At 71.8% G+C, this 14,189-nt stretch carries 15 protein-coding genes; 7 read left to right on the top strand and 8 right to left on the bottom strand.

Going from position 1 to position 14,189, the window contains the following annotated elements; translation table 11 throughout:
- Positions 1-49: 49 nt before the first annotated feature.
- The 3 genes from ACYSUO_RS18415 to ACYSUO_RS18405 all read right to left on the bottom strand — a co-directional run bounded on the left by ACYSUO_RS18415 (position 50) and on the right by ACYSUO_RS18405 (position 4,755).
- Entirely contained in the window at positions 50-2,035 is a 1,986-nt protein-coding gene (locus ACYSUO_RS18415) for an FAD/NAD(P)-binding protein (RefSeq protein ID WP_461777213.1), read from the bottom strand.
- 292 nt (positions 2,036-2,327) lie between these two features.
- Entirely contained in the window at positions 2,328-3,962 is a 1,635-nt protein-coding gene (locus tag ACYSUO_RS18410) for an alkaline phosphatase D family protein (protein ID WP_461777212.1), read from the bottom strand.
- Positions 3,963-4,110: 148 nt separating this feature from the next.
- Complete coding sequence (locus ACYSUO_RS18405; RefSeq protein ID WP_461777453.1) at positions 4,111-4,755, bottom strand: HNH endonuclease family protein; 645 nt, start codon at positions 4,753-4,755, stop codon at positions 4,111-4,113.
- Positions 4,756-5,030: 275 nt separating this feature from the next.
- Here ACYSUO_RS18405 and ACYSUO_RS18400 point away from each other — a divergent pair, with 275 nt between their 5' ends.
- Positions 5,031-5,777: a DUF4142 domain-containing protein gene (locus ACYSUO_RS18400; RefSeq protein ID WP_461777211.1), complete on the top strand. Its 747-nt coding sequence runs from the start codon at positions 5,031-5,033 to the stop codon at positions 5,775-5,777.
- Positions 5,778-5,982: 205 nt separating this feature from the next.
- Complete coding sequence (locus ACYSUO_RS18395; protein WP_461777210.1) at positions 5,983-6,660, top strand: HAD-IA family hydrolase; 678 nt, start codon at positions 5,983-5,985, stop codon at positions 6,658-6,660.
- A gap of 113 nt (positions 6,661-6,773) precedes the next feature.
- On the opposite strand, the gene ACYSUO_RS18390 is transcribed toward ACYSUO_RS18395, so the two are convergent.
- Positions 6,774-7,007 carry a peptidoglycan-binding domain-containing protein gene (locus ACYSUO_RS18390; protein ID WP_461777452.1) on the bottom strand — a complete coding sequence of 78 codons (234 nt, stop codon included), beginning with the start codon at positions 7,005-7,007 and terminating at the stop codon, positions 6,774-6,776.
- Here ACYSUO_RS18390 and ACYSUO_RS18385 point away from each other — a divergent pair.
- On the top strand, positions 7,000-7,500 hold the full coding sequence (locus tag ACYSUO_RS18385) for a hypothetical protein (protein WP_461777458.1): 501 nt from the start codon (positions 7,000-7,002) through the stop codon (positions 7,498-7,500). The genes ACYSUO_RS18390 and ACYSUO_RS18385 overlap by 8 nt on opposite strands.
- A gap of 363 nt (positions 7,501-7,863) precedes the next feature.
- Positions 7,864-9,933, top strand: a complete 2,070-nt coding sequence (locus tag ACYSUO_RS18380) for a DHA2 family efflux MFS transporter permease subunit (RefSeq protein ID WP_461777209.1) — start codon at positions 7,864-7,866, stop codon at positions 9,931-9,933.
- Here the strand turns inward: ACYSUO_RS18380 and ACYSUO_RS18375 are convergent.
- Complete coding sequence (locus tag ACYSUO_RS18375; protein WP_461777208.1) at positions 9,863-10,414, bottom strand: GNAT family N-acetyltransferase; 552 nt, start codon at positions 10,412-10,414, stop codon at positions 9,863-9,865. The two genes, ACYSUO_RS18380 and ACYSUO_RS18375, sit on opposite strands and share 71 nt — an antisense overlap.
- Positions 10,415-10,540: 126 nt before the next feature.
- Between ACYSUO_RS18375 and ACYSUO_RS18370 the strand changes: the two genes are divergently transcribed.
- A complete protein-coding gene (locus ACYSUO_RS18370; protein WP_461777207.1) occupies positions 10,541-11,197 on the top strand; it encodes a hypothetical protein in 657 nt (218 codons plus the stop codon).
- 5 nt (positions 11,198-11,202) lie between these two features.
- Positions 11,203-11,805 carry a hypothetical protein gene (locus ACYSUO_RS18365; RefSeq protein WP_461777206.1) on the top strand — a complete coding sequence of 201 codons (603 nt, stop codon included), beginning with the start codon at positions 11,203-11,205 and terminating at the stop codon, positions 11,803-11,805.
- Between the two features lie 138 nt (positions 11,806-11,943).
- Here ACYSUO_RS18365 and ACYSUO_RS18360 read toward each other — a convergent pair whose 3' ends face one another.
- Together ACYSUO_RS18360 and ACYSUO_RS18355 are read right to left on the bottom strand one after the other, a co-directional pair.
- Positions 11,944-12,267, bottom strand: coding sequence for an antibiotic biosynthesis monooxygenase family protein (locus ACYSUO_RS18360; protein ID WP_461777205.1), 324 nt, complete (start codon positions 12,265-12,267; stop codon positions 11,944-11,946).
- 25 nt (positions 12,268-12,292) lie between these two features.
- Positions 12,293-12,718: a DnaJ family domain-containing protein gene (locus ACYSUO_RS18355; RefSeq protein ID WP_461777204.1), complete on the bottom strand. Its 426-nt coding sequence runs from the start codon at positions 12,716-12,718 to the stop codon at positions 12,293-12,295.
- Positions 12,719-12,805: 87 nt separating this feature from the next.
- Here ACYSUO_RS18355 and ACYSUO_RS18350 point away from each other — a divergent pair, with 87 nt between their 5' ends.
- Complete coding sequence (locus tag ACYSUO_RS18350; protein ID WP_461777203.1) at positions 12,806-13,213, top strand: hypothetical protein; 408 nt, start codon at positions 12,806-12,808, stop codon at positions 13,211-13,213.
- Here ACYSUO_RS18350 and ACYSUO_RS18345 read toward each other — a convergent pair.
- Positions 13,198-13,884: an O-methyltransferase gene (locus ACYSUO_RS18345; RefSeq protein WP_461777202.1), complete on the bottom strand. Its 687-nt coding sequence runs from the start codon at positions 13,882-13,884 to the stop codon at positions 13,198-13,200. The two genes, ACYSUO_RS18350 and ACYSUO_RS18345, sit on opposite strands and share 16 nt — an antisense overlap.
- Positions 13,885-14,189: the final 305 nt, after the last annotated feature.

Here is a 14,189-nt window from a genome sequence, read left to right as displayed (position 1 = left end):
GAGGAGCGCCTTCATCGCCGCTGCCGCCACCGGTGTGGGGCGCCAAAGATTAGGGGAACCTAATTAGTGCTTGCAAGTTCAACATCCGGCCATGATCGCCCTCCGGGTCGGCCTCCGTTTCGGGCGTCGCGGGGTCCGCGCCGGCCGTGCGCAGGGCCGCGCGGGCCACCGCGTCGGCGTCGGAGAGGGTGACCGAGTCGACCCCCGGGCGGGCGCCCGCGGCGGTCACCCAGTGCACCCCCTCGGTGGGCACCCCGAAGGCGAACCGCCGTGTGTGCAGCCGACCTTGACGGTTGATCAGGTGGTACGGGCGGGGTGTGACGTCGAGGCCCCCGGTCTCGTGCCCGTCGACCGTGTGCGGCCGGGCGCCGCCGGTCTTGAGGAGGCGTATCAGCAGGTCGTCGGCGGTCCTGCGGAGGTCGGGCTCGGGCAGTCGGGCCTCGACGAGTGTGGTGACCCTCACGGTCGAACCGGGCACGTCGGGCGAGTGCGCGACGAAACGGCCGTCCCGCGCCGTCACCTCCATGCGCGGCCCCACGACGGTCAGGACGCCGGCCTCGATCAGTGCGGTCAGCTCCTCGATACGTCGCCGGGGCGGCCCGATCGACAGGAACGCGTTGAGCGGGGTGTACCAGCGGTCGAGGTGGTCGCGGCGCGAAGTGCCGGTCAGGCCGCCGTGGTCGACGACGAGCCGCAGTTCGTTGCGCAGGTCGCGCAGCACGTCGAGGGCGGCCTTCACCGGCCCGTCCACGTTGCCGAGCGCGGCGTGCGCGGCGTCCTCGCGAAGATGGCCGAGAAGCCAGGCGCGCCATGAGGCGGGAGAGGTGTACGTGCGGCCCGAGGCCGGGCGTGAGACGCGGTCCCAGGACCACAGAAGATCCTCGGATATCCCGAACTCCCTCAGAATGGCCGCCTCTTGGCGGGAGCGGTGGGGTGCGGCGAGGAAGCGTTCGCGGAAGGAGTCGTCGGTGCGGGGGCGGGCGTCCGTGGTCCGCAGGAGCGTCTCGTAGTAGACCGTCTCGACCTCCTTCGCGACCAGCGGCCATATGTCGGCGAGGAAGTCGGGGGCGTCGCCGGAGTCGGCCCGTTTGCGGAATCCGGCTATCAACTCTGTTGTGAGTACGGCGGGTTGGTGGCGGCCGTACGCGCCCTTGGCGTTGTCGCCGCGTGCCTGGTGCGGGATGCCGCGGCGTGAACCCGCGTACAGGCGGGGCTCGTTGCCCGAGGGGAGATAGCGCAGGGCGCCGTCCGCCGTGCGTATGTGGCGGCCACCGCGGCCTTCCGTCAACAGGGCCATGTGGTCGAAGAAGTTGAGGCCGAGGCCGCGCAGGAGGACGGGTTCGCCGGGGGCGAGGGGGGTCAGGTCGAGGTCGGCCGGGTTGGCGGGCGGGAGGTGGCGCAGGCCGTGCCGGCGGGCGTACTCGGTGAGGTCGCGTTCGGCCGGGGCGGGGGCGGCGGGCAGGTGGCCCTGGGTGAGGACGACCGCGTGCAGGCCGGTGAGGTGGTGGCCGTCGGCGAGGGTGAGGGTCTGGAGGCGGCCCTCCGTGCCGGGGGTGTCGTCGAGGCGGACGGCGCGGGTGGCGTGTGGGACGACCTCTACGGACTCCGGGGCGGACGCCACCGTTTCGGCGAACACCCAGCGCAGGTAGCGCCCGTACTGGGCGCGGGTCGGATACGCGTCGGGGGCGAGGGCCGCGTCGTGCCGCAGGGCCCACTCGTACAGGCTCGGGCCCGGGCGGATCGGGCCCGAGCAGTCGACGCTGTCGTCGGTGAACAGGGTGACCTGTGAGGCGACCGTGTTCATGAGGAGTTCCGGGGCCTGGTCCGTGCGCCAGACGGCGCCCGCGCCCAGTGGGTGCGGGTCGATCAGGTGGATCGTGAGCCGCGTCCCGGGCGGGAGGAGCTCGTCCGCCGACGCGGTGAGGCGTTCCAGGACGCTGGTGCCGCGGGGGCCTGCGCCGACGATGGCGAGGGCGAAGGTGGGGGGTGCGGGGTGCGTGGGGTGCTCGGGGTGCTCGGTGTGGGGGACGGGCAACGTGGGACTCCCGAGGCATGTGGGGCTGCTGGGAAGCGGATGGACCGCCTCATCATGCCGGTTCCCTGCCGGGGGTGGTGTGGGTCGGTGGGGGTGTGGTCCGTCTCACCTGGGGTGGGGCCGTTGGCCGGTGTCCGTCGGTGGTGGCCCACCGTGCCTACGTCACGGGGCTCTGCCCCGGGCCCCGCGGGCTCTCGTTCGAAAGGCGGGGCTGGATTTGCCGAACCGGCGTTACGGACGCGGGGCTCCGCCCCGGACCCCGCTGGCTCTCGTTCGAAAGGCGGGGCTTGGATTACGTCAGCCTTCGCTCGTGCGCGCGGATCAGGCCCCGGTCCGTGTCCGCCTGGTCGAGGGTTAGGTGGGCGGTGCGGGAGCGGAGGGTCAGGGTCATGAGTTGGTTGCCGAACCAGGGTCCGCCCGTGCGGCGCCAGGCGATGCGGGGGGTGCTCGCGCGGGCGTGGCGGGCGAAGCGGCGGCCGATGATGCGTCCGAAGCGGCTCCAGCCGAAGCGGAAGCCGAGGCGTATCGAGGCGGGGACGGAGTTGTGCACCGGGGAGCAGGTGAGTTGGAGGACGCGGGCGCTCGGTACCTCGGCGTTCGCGGGCCAGGTCGGTTCGGCGACGTAGGCGTGGTGGACGTCGCCGGAGAGGACCGAGATCGTCGCGGGCGCGGCGGGCCCCGAGCCGGCCTCGGCGATCAGGTCCGCGAGCGCGTCGAAGGATTTGGGGAACGCCGCCCAGTGTTCGAGGTCCGCCCTGCGTCGCAGGTCCTCCCCGAACTTCGCCCAGCGCGCCCCCCGTTCGCCCCGGCACAGCGCCGCGTTCCAGCCCTCGGCGTCGTGGATGAGGTGCGGGAGCAGCCAGGGCAGCGACGTGCCGATGAGGAGGTGGTCGTACGTGCCGTGGTCCGCGAGGGTCTGTTCGCGCAGCCACTTCGTCTCGCTGGGCGCAAGCATCGCCCGGTGCTGTTCGTCGAGGACGCGGGCCGCCCGCGTGTCCACCATCAACAGGCGTACGCGGCCGAAGTCGCGGCGGTAGCTCCAGCGGACCGAGCCGGGGTCCGTGTCGGCGCGGGCCGCGAACTCGCGGAGCGCGTCCGTGCCGTCGGGGGTGGCCCGGACGGCCGCGTAGACCGGGTCGGTGGCGAGCGCCGCCGGTGACAGATTGCCGATGTGCTGGTGCACCCAGTACGACATCAGGCCGCTCAGCAGGCGCTCGCGCCACCAGGGGATCTCGCGCATGTCCGCGAGCCAGGAGGCGCTGGTGTTCCAATCGTCGATCAGGTCGTGGTCGTCGAAGATCATGCAGCTGGGGACCGTGGAGAGCAGCCAGCGGACCTCCGGGTCGAGCCACGACTCGTAGTAGAGGTGGGTGTACTCCTGGTAGTCCGCGACCTCCGTGCCCGGTGGCTCCGACAGGTCGCGGCGGCGGGACAGCCACGCCTGCGTCGCCGGTGAGACCTCGTCCGCGTAGACCTGGTCGCCGAGGAGTACGAGGACGTCCGGGCGCTCGCCGTCCGGGTCCGCGGCGATGCGGGCGGCCAGGGTGTCGAGGGCGTCGGGACCCACGGGGTCGTGCTCGTCGGCGGGCGGGGCCGCCCAGCGGCAGGAGCCGAAGGTGACGCGGACCGGGCCCCCGCCCTCGTACGACGGGGTGCGGATGGTGCTCGCCGGGTACGGGGAGTCGGGCAGCGGCCAGACGCCGCCGCCGTCGAGGATCACCTCGTACGTGGTCTCCGTGCCGGGAGTGAGCCCGGTGACCGGGATCAGCGCGTAGTGGTGCCCGTCGACCTGGAACGTGGGCGCGCTGCCCGACGCGCCGTCCGCGCAGCGCACCTCGGCGACGCAGGGCCGGCTCGCCTCGACCCACACCGTCGCCGTCTCCTCGTCCACGTACCGCAGCAGTGGTCCAAGGCGCAGCCTCGCCACGTGATCGCCTCCCGCTCGTTCCTCCGACGTTCCGGCCCCGTACGGTACGGAACGTCGGAGGTGGGCGGGGCGGTTCCATCGGCCCGGTTTTCCGCAGGTCCCTGCTGAGGCCTCGGTGCAGGCCTCAGCAGGGACCTCGGCAGAGCCCTCAGCAGCCGCTGAGCCCCGACTGGATCGCGGACTTCTCCGCCGGGTCGACGCTGAGCTTGTAGTAGTGCTTCACCTGGACCCACATCCGCAGATACGTGCAGGTGTACGCGGTGCGCGAGGGCATCCACTCGGCCGGGTCCTGATCGCCCTTGGACTGGTTGACGTTGTCGGTGACCGCGATGAGCTGCGGCCGTGTGAGGTCGTTGGCGAATCCCTGGCGCGCGTCGTTGGTCCAGGAGCTTGCGCCCGACTTCCACGCCTCGGACAGCGGGACGACGTGGTCGATGTCGACGTCCGCGGCCGCCGACCACGTCGCGCCGTCGTACTCCGAGTACCAACTGCCGGACGTGGCCGCGCAGTCGGAGCCCGTCACGACGTTCTTTCCGTCGCGCTTGAGGACCACCTCGCGGGTGTTGCACGTGCCGGACTGGGTGATCCAGTGCGGGAACTTCTCGCGGCTGTAGCCGTCGGAGGAACCTTCCGCCTTCTCCGTCAGCTCGCCGAGGTACGTACGGGCGGTGGCGCCGCTGATGGGGGTGGGCGGGGAGGCCTGGGCGGACGGGGTGGCGAGCAGCAGGGCGAGGGCGGTGATGCCGGTGGCGGCCGCGGCGAACGAGGATCGACGCGCGTAGACCGGGCGTATGCGGCGCGAGGTCGAGGTGGAACGCATGTGAACTCCCTGGGTGTGGGGTGGAGTTGCGCGGGACCTGCCGCGGTGTGTGTTGTGGGGCGCTCGGTGTGGCAGGGTCGCGTCAACATGGTGGCGGGCCCGGAGGTCGATCACAAGTAGGCCCGGCAAAACGGGAGTTGGCGGGGGCCGGGCGCGAAAAAGAACGCGGGGATTTTTCGCCGGACGCTGATCGGTCCGGGGTTCGCGTCCGTACTCTCCGGTATCCCTTGTTCGCGACTGGAGGCACCATGCGACTCTCGCGCTCCACGGCCGGAAACTTCTTCGTGATCGGCGCGTTGATCGTGACCGTCTCGGCCCTGGCCTATCCGGCCATGCTCGGTGTGCAGAACACGACCACGACGCAGGCGCGCGTCGTCGGCAGCACCCAATGGGGCCCACTCACCGAGGCCGACCGTGACTTCGTGGTCAAGGTCAGGTCGGCGGGGCTGTGGGAATTCCCCCTGGGCCAGGAGGTGTTGAAGCGGGGGACGACGCCGGAGATGAAGACGGCCGGGCAGCACCTCATCGTCGGGCACTCCCTGCTGGACGCCAGCTGCCGCAAGATCTCCCAGGATCTGGGCATCACCCTGCCCAACCAACCCACGCCGCAGCAACAGCAGTTCGTGGCCACCGTGGAGTCCAAGGGCGGCAAGGAGTTCGACTCCACGGCGTCGAACATCATGCGCGTGACGCACGGGCAGATCTTCCCGGCCATCAGCAATATCCGGGCCACCACCCAGAACTCCGAGATACGCCGGCTCGCGAACGAGGCCAACGACGTCGTGCGCGACCACATGGAGGTCCTGGAGAAGACCGGCCTGGTCAATATGGACCAGGCCCTCGCCGAGCAGACCGGGCCGCCGCGGGTCCCGAAGTCGCAGATGACCCCGCCGGTGCCGCAGCCCGGGGCGCCCCAGGTCGCGCTGATCGCGCCGCCGGGGCTGCCGAATCCGTATACGAAGACGTTCCCGTCGTCGCCGCCGACGACGCGGTGAGTGGCGGTTGAGCGGCGGCGCAGGGCGTGCCGGTGCGGAGAGTGGGGGGGCGGGTGGCGATCTTCGGGTGAGTTTTTGTATCGTGGAGAAACAAAGTGGCACCCGCCCGTTAAACCCTGACCAGCGGGCGGGGCCGCCTTGTTCCCTTTCTGCCTCCGCAGCTCTTCGGAGCTCTCCGTAGCCCTCCGCAGTCTGGAGCCCGCCGATGTCGGCCACGCCCACTGTTCCCACTGTTCTGAAGGCGCGCGCACTTCTCCTCGACATGGACGGCACGCTCGTCAACTCCGACGCCGTCGTCGAGCGGATCTGGCGCCGCTGGGCCGCGGCCAACGGATTCGACGCGGAGTACGTCCTCTCCGTCGCGCACGGCCGCCAGGCGCACGCCACGCTGGCCGAGCTGCTCCCCGAGCGGCCGATGGAGGAGAACTACGCGGACAACGCGCGGATGCTCGCCGAGGAGACCTCCGACGTGGAGGGCGTCGTCGCCGTGCCGGGCGCTCCGCGCTTCCTTGAGTCGCTCGTCGCGGGTGGCGTCGCGCACGCCCTCGTCACCTCGGCCGATCTCGCGCTCTCGACGGCGCGGATGGGGGCGGCGGGGCTCGCGTATCCGGCGGTGCGGGTGACGGCGGAGAACGTGGGGGCCAGCAAGCCCGATCCCGAGGGGTTCCTGAAGGGGGCGGCCGAGCTGGGGGTCGATCCGGCGGACTGCGTTGTCTTCGAGGACTCGGGGGCGGGCATCGCGGCGGGGCGCTCCGCGGGGATGCGGGTTGTGGGGGTTGGGCCCAGGGCCGTGGCGCACGGGGCGACCGTGTGTGTGCCGGATCTTTCGGCGGTACGGGTTGAGGTTCTTGGTAGTGGTGAGGTTGCGCTGTACGTGCGGTGACGTTTTGCCCTAGGGCACAGAGGTTCGGGGACGTCGCGGATTGCGCCCTGTAGTGGCTGGGCGCGCCCCGCGGCGGCAGCCGCAAATAGACACAGCCCCGCGCCCCTTTTTGGCTACCCGTGCTCACGTCCCCGTTGACCGCCGGTTTCCCGTTCCAGGGCTGTGCGTGTTGCTGGGCCGTATTCGCCTCGCTCGTCGTCCTGGATGCCTCGGGAGAGTTGGTAGGTGCCTACCGCTGACTCCGTGGGGCTGTCGAAGTCGCCGGTGATTTCGCCTACGTAGATGTTCAACTGCTTGAGGCGCCACTGGAGTTCGGCGACCTCGCGGCCGCTGTCGCCCTTGCGCAGTGTCGGCGTGGTCTCCGGACTCGACGACGACGTCGTGCGGGAGGGCGAGGGGGACGGGCTCTTGCTGCGCTTCTTCGAATCCGACTCGGGCTTCTTGCTGGTCGGGGTGGGGGACGGTGTGATCGTCCGGGAGTGCGAGGGGGAGGGCGGGGCGGATGTGGGGTCCGTCGGGGACGGGGACGCGGAGCGTGTGGTGGGAGTCGACGAGCGGGACGGGGCGAGTGTTATCGCCGTCGCCGTCGCGGCCGTGTTGTCCGAGGCCGAGGCGTCGTCGTCGCCCGGGGACGTGATCAGCACCGTGACCAGGGTCGCCACGCTCAGCACGGCCGTGACCGCGGAGAGCAGCAGCATCCGGCCGTGCTTGGCCGGCTCGTCCGGATCCGGGCCGTCGTCGGCGTCGTCGCCCGCGGCGTGCGGAGGCGGCGGCGGATACGCGTACGGGTCGGCGGCCCGTGGCGGGGTCGGCTGCGAGGGCTCCGAGAGCGAGACATAGGGGCGGACACGGAGCGGAGCGAAGGCTTCCGGCTCGCAGGCGCAGGACGGTGCGCCGTCGGGACCTCCCTCGGTCCCGCACTCCGGACACGTACGACGTTCTTCGCTCACCGCTGGGAACCCCCTCCGAGCGCTCCGGCCCCCCGCCGGGTCTCTGCAGCGCATTATGCAGACCCGTCGGCCCCGGGCGCAGCGCCGGTCCCATAAACGCTCGTCAGCACCCGTGTGCACGCCGTGACCGTACGGCGCCGGGAAAAACTTCGAGCGCCGCACGACTCAACAGGCCAAACCTGGTCACACCTACCAGGATGGGAAGTACCAAGCACCCGGCCACGTCCGTGCCGGGCCGGCTTCGGAGGTGGCCATGAGCAGCCAGGACATCGACAGCGTGGGGCCGGGAGACAGTGGTCGCGGAGCTCCCGCCGCGCCCAAGGAGAACGCCAAGTCCGGTGGCGTCCTCGTGTCGATCGGCGCGCTGCTGCTCGGCATGCTGCTGGCCTCGCTCGACCAGACGATCGTCTCGACGGCCCTGCCGACCATCGTCAGCGATCTGGGCGGCCTGGAGCACCTGTCCTGGGTCGTCACCGCGTACATGCTCGCCGCGACGGCGGCGACCCCGCTGTGGGGAAAACTCGGTGACCAGTACGGGCGCAAGAAGCTCTTCCAACTGGCCATCATCATCTTCCTGGTGGGGTCCGCGCTGTGCGGACTGTCGCAGAACATGGGGCAGTTGATCGGTTTCCGCGCCTTGCAGGGACTCGGCGGCGGCGGTCTGATGGTGCTGTCCATGGCGATCGTCGGCGACATCGTCTCGCCGCGTGAACGCGGCAAGTACCAGGGGCTGTTCGGTGCCGTCTTCGGTGCGACGAGTGTGCTCGGGCCGTTGCTCGGCGGACTGTTCACGGAGCATCTGAGCTGGCGGTGGGTCTTCTACGTCAATCTGCCGATCGGCGTCGTCGCGCTCCTCGTGATCGCCGCGGCGCTGCACATCCCTGTCCGCTCGACCAAGCACCGCATCGACTACCTCGGCACGTTCCTCGTCGCCTCCGTCGCCACCTGCCTCGTCCTGGTCGCCTCGCTCGGCGGCACCACGTGGGCCTGGGGCTCGCCGCAGATCATCGGGCTCGCGGCGCTCGGCGTCGTACTCGGTGTGGCCTTCGTCCTCGTGGAGTTCCGGGCGTCGGAGCCGGTGCTGCCGATGCGCCTGTTCCGGGTCCGCACCTTCACCCTGTCCGCGATCATCAGCTTCGTCATCGGCTTCGCGATGTTCGGCGCGATGACGTACCTGCCGACGTTCCTGCAGGTCGTGCAGGGTGTCACGCCGACCATGTCGGGTGTGCACATGCTCCCGATGGTCTTCGGCCTCCTGCTGTCGACCACCCTGTCCGGGCAGGTCGTCAGCCGCACCGGGCGCTGGAAGGTGTTCCCGGTCGCCGGCACGGCCATCACCCTGATCGGGCTGCTGCTCCTGCACAACATGGACGAGCACACGGCCACCGGCATCATGAGCCTGTACTTCTTCGTCTTCGGCGTGGGCCTCGGCCTCGTCATGCAGGTCCTGGTCCTGATCGTGCAGAACGCCGTCCCGTACGAGGACCTGGGCGTGGCCACATCGGGCGCCACGTTCTTCCGCTCCATCGGCGCCTCGTTCGGCGTGGCGATCTTCGGCACGATCTTCGCGAACCAGCTCGGCAGCAAGCTCGGTGACGCCCTCGCCGGACGGCAGCTGCCGCCGGGCGTCACCCCGGACTCGCTCGGCTCCGACCCGCGTGGCATCGCCTCCCTCCCGCCGGACGTGCGGGCGCCGGTCATCCACGCCTACTCCACGTCCATCACCGACGTCTTCCTGTACGCGGTCCCGGTCACGCTGCTCGCCTTCGCGCTCGCGCTGCTGCTGCACGAGGACCCGCTGCGCGGCTCGGTCACCGCGCCCGACGTCACCGAGACGCTCGCCAGCAACCCCGTCGAGCGCTCCTCGTACGACGAGGCGGTGCGGGCCCTGTCGACGCTCGGGAGCCGCGAGGGGCGCCGCGAGGTGTACGAGAAGATCACCGCCAAGGCCGGCTACGACCTGTTGCCCGCGGCCAGTTGGCTGATTCTGCGCACCCATCGCAACGGGTGGGCCGAGCCCGGCGTGCTCGCCGAGTACACGGCGATCCCGCTGCCGGTGATCCTCGACGCGGCCCGTCAGGTCGAGGAGCGCCGCCTCGCCGTGCGCGAGGGGCCCGATCTGATCCTCACGGACGAGGGCCGCGTGGTCGCCGAACGCCTCGCGCGGGCCCGCGAGGAGTCCCTCGCCGAGCTGCTCGGCGACTGGTGGGGCCCGGACCGCCCCCGCGACCTCGTCCAGCTGGTGGCCGACCTCAACATGGAGATGTGCGGCTCGGACGGGGAGCGGCCGCATGCGAGTTCGGCGGCGTCAGCGGCTTCCTGAACCAGTGCTCGGCGTAGACGTCGTCGTTGTGCGGCGTCGTCTCCTCGTAGCCGAGCCGCGCGTACAGCGATCGGGCCTCCACCAGGTCGTCGCGGGTGTCGAGGCGGATCGCGGCGGCGCCGAGCGCGCGGGCCGCGTCCTCGGCGGCGGCCACCAGGAGCGCGGCGCCGCCCCTGCCGCGCAGCTGCTCGCGTACGTAGACCCGCGTGAGCTCGGCGGTGACCGCGTCCACCAGCCGTACGCCCGCCGTCCCCGCGGGCTCACCCGCGTACCGCGCGAGCAGCAACTGCCCGTGCGGCGGCGCAAGTTCACTTCCCGACTCGGCGACGATCGCCCGCTCCAGCTCGACCGGATCCGTCACATGCCCCTCGTGCAGCAGATACCACCGATCGCTCACCTCCGTGTAGTACGCGCGCCAGAGCGCGGCCGCTGCGGGGGAGTCGTACGGCTCCGGGGTGACGGTCCAGGACGTGGTGTTCATGGGACATGGTGAGGCCGGTGGGGTGGGTGAGTGCAACCGGATTCGGCCGTGACCGGTACCGATCTGTTTCAGGGCGCCAGTGGGGGCAACCCGGCGTGCAACAGCCACAGTTGAGGGAAGGCAGTCATGTCCACAGGCTTGATCATCGCTCTGGTCGTGGTGGGGGTCGTGATCGTGGTCGCGGCCGGTATCTTCGCCGCGCGGACCGCACCCCGTGGCGGGCGCGGTCTTCGGCGCCGGTTCGGGCCCGAGTACGAGCGGGCCGTGGCCCGGCACGACGGCGACACCAAGGCCGCCGAGCGGGAGTTGGCCGAGCGTGTGCGGCGGCACGGTGCGCTGCGCGAGCAGCCGCTGGACCCCGCCGCCCGTGAGCGCTATCTGATGCGCTGGGCCGACGCCCAGGAACGCTTCGTCGAATCCCCGGACGTTGCCGTCGCCGAGGCGGATCTGCTCCTCGCCGACCTGGCGCACGAGCGCGGCTTCCCGGACGGCAGCCGCTACGACGAGCAACTCGACGCGCTCTCCGTCCACCACGGCCCGCACGTGCACGGATACCGGCGCGTGCACCTCGCGGCGCACGCCCGCACGAACGGGAACGGGGCCGGGAGCGGGGCCGGTACGGAGGAGCTGCGCGAGGCGATGGTCGAGGCGCGGCCACTCTTCGACGAGCTGGTCGGCCCGGACCGCGCGACGTCCCGCACCCACACCCCGGACCGACCCGCCCACCACCACGCGAACAAGCGCCACGGCGTCTTCAAGGGCCGCCTGGCAAAGGGGAGTTGAGACCCATGACGGACATCGAGCGCGCGCAGGCGGACGGCGTCGACAAGGGGGTCGCGATGGATCCGACGGTGAGGCGTGAGGCGAACCGCGGACCGGACCGCGGACCGGACCGCGCGGCGGGCCGCGGGGTGGACCCTGCGGTGGGCCGTGGGGTGGATCCCGCGATGGGCCGCGAGGCGGGCCCCGTAGCGGGGCGCGAGATGGATCCCGCGGTGGATCGCGGGGCTGGCCGTGGGATGGGTCCCGCGGTCGGGCGCGAGGCGGACCCGGCGGTGGAGCGCGGGGTGGGCGCCGTGGCGGGCAGCCAGGGCGACCCCGAGCGTGGGGCACGTGCCGGGCGGCGCTACGGCCTCGTTCCGGCGGGCGAGCGCGATGAACTCGAAGGCCGGCTGCGGCACGCGCTCACCGGCTTCATCGACGAGCCGCGCGCTTCCGTGGAGGAGGCCGACCACGTCCTGGAGGACCTGACGGCCCGCCTCACCGAAACCCTCGCGGGCCACCGCCGCACCCTACGCACGTCCTGGCAGGGCTCCCCGGACGACACGGAACAACTCCGCCAGGCCCTCCGGGATTACCGGGAGACGGCGGAGCGGCTGCTGAGCCTCTGAGGGTTGGCACCTCGGGCCCGGGCAACCGGTGGATGAACCTGGAGACAGGACGGCCTGGCCCAACGGGGCGGCCCCGACTCACGGGGCCGCCCCCTTCGGCCTGGCCCCCGCCCCTGTCACCCCCGGGTGCCGGAGGCCTTACGCCGACTTGGGTGCCGCCTGTTGGACGACCTCGAAGGACCACACCGTGGAGCCGCTCGCGGCCGGCTTCGGGCGGTCGCCGCCCTGCGGGCCCTGGTGGGCCGCCTTCATGGGGCCCTCCATCCAGGCCTGGAAGGAGGCCTCGTCGCGCCACCGCGTGTACACCAGGTAGTCGTCAGTCCCTTCGATGGGACGGAGAAGCTCAAACCATTCGAAGCCGTCGGAGTTCTCGACGGCCCCGGCGCGTGAGGCGAACCGCTTCTCCAGGGTCTCGCGCTGCTCGGCCGGCACATTCAGGACGTTGATCTTTACGACAGACATGTGCCCATCCTGCCTCAGCGCCCTCTCAGGCCGACTCGCGGCCCGGCCGCGCCTGCCGCCACTCCCGTACGAGATCCTCGATCTCCTCCGCCGTGTACGGCTTCAGGCCGAGCGGCGGGCCGGGCGGTGGCTTGAACATCATGTCGCGGATCTTGTCGTTGAGTTCCGTGATCGTGCGGCGCACGACGCGTTCCGACGGGGCCTTCGGCAGCGCGGCGAGGGTGTCCTCGGCCTCCTTGCGCAGGGCGAGGGAGGGCGGCAGGACGGAGAAGCCCTCGCGGCGCAGCTTTCCCTTGATCCACCAGTTCTCGTCGTACGTGGAGTCGGCCGAGGATTCGAGCGGCTTGCCCGCTCCGGGCAGCGAGGAGAACTCCCCGCGTCGTTCCGCGTCACGGATCTGCTTGTCGACGAATGACTCGAAGCTGACTCCGGGCGGTTTGCGTTCGGTCATGACGCAAGTGTCCCAGAGCGGATCGTGGCGCCATAGGCTGCGAGGGACAACGGGTGACCAAGCAACGACGGTGGTGGGGGGAGCGCGGTGCTCGAACTGACCATGGCCACCATGGCCGGTGGCGACGAGGGTGCGACGGCCGCGATGGCCATGGCCGAGGCCCGGAGCGAGCCGGGATCCGTGCTGCGCGTCGGCCGCGACGCGAGCGTGTGCCGGCTCGTGATCCCGGAGGACTGGCTGTTCGTGTCGCGGGTGCACCTGGAGTTCCGGTGCGGGCCGGAAGGCGACTGGATCCTGTTCTGGCTGCGCGGCTCGCAGGACGACCCCGCATCCGAGGTGCGGGTGCGGTTCGGGCCGCAGGGGCAGGGCCTCGGACAGCCCGTCGCGTACGGCGGGGTGCTGACGTTGCCGCGCGGCTCCTCCGGTGAGGTGCTCGTGGCCGACCGGAGCGGGCCGCGCAGCGTGCACGTCGGCTTCTGTCACGAACTCACGTAGGCCAGCGCGAAGCCGTCGTGCCCCTTCGAGCCCACCGTCTGGATCGCCGTCGCGTCCAACTTCGGGTGGTCCGCGAGGAGTTGGAGCGCGGCGCGGGTTCCGACCACGTCGCCCTCCGTGGAGTCGGCGTTCGTCACACGGCCGCCCCGCACCACGTTGTCGACGACGATCACGCTGCCCGGATGCGTCATGCGCAGCGCCCACTCCAGGTAGTGCGGGTTGTTGCCCTTGTCCGCGTCGATGAAGACCAGGTCGAAGTCGCTGCCCTCGGAAGCCAGGCCGGGCAGCGAGTCGAGCGCCGCGCCCACCCGTACCTCGACCACCTTGTCCAGGCCCGCACGGGCGATGTTCGCGCGGGCCACCTCGGCGTGCCGGGCGCTGTACTCCAGGGTGACCAGCGACCCGTCGGCGGGGAGCGCGCGGGCCAGCCAGATGGTGCTGTAGCCGCCGAGCGTGCCGATCTCCAGGATCCGGCGGGCGCCCTGGATGCGGGCGATCAGGTTCAGCAGTTTCCCGTTGGTGGCCGAGACGTTGATACCGGGCAGGCCCGCCGCCTCGCTGTCGGCGAGGGCCGCGGCCAGGGCCTCGTCGGCGGGGGCGAGCAGGTCGCCGAGGTAGGCGTCGACGGCGGCCGCGGACTCGGGCGGACCGGAGTGTGGGTGAGTCGTCATGGCCGTCAGCGTAGGCACGGGGAGCGGAAAAGAGGGCGGGGCCGCGGCGATGGGGCCCCCCCCGGGCCCCCCCCCCCGGGCGGGGGGGGGGGGGGGGGGGGCGGGGCGGGGGGGGGGGCGCGGGGGGGGGGGGGGGGGGGGGGGGGGGGGGGGGGGGGGGGGGGGTTTGTGGGGGGGGGGGGGGGGGGGGGGGTGGGGGGGGGGGGGGGGGGGGGGGGGGGCGGGGGGGCCCGGGGGGGGGGGTGGGGGGGGGGGGGGGGGGGGGGGGGGGGGGGGGGTGGGGGGGGGGGGGGTGGGGGTGGTGA

This window comes from Streptomyces sp. UC4497 (assembly GCF_054871485.1).
The sequence above is the reverse complement of the archived record's forward strand: the minus strand, read 5'-3'. Positions and strand labels throughout refer to the sequence as shown.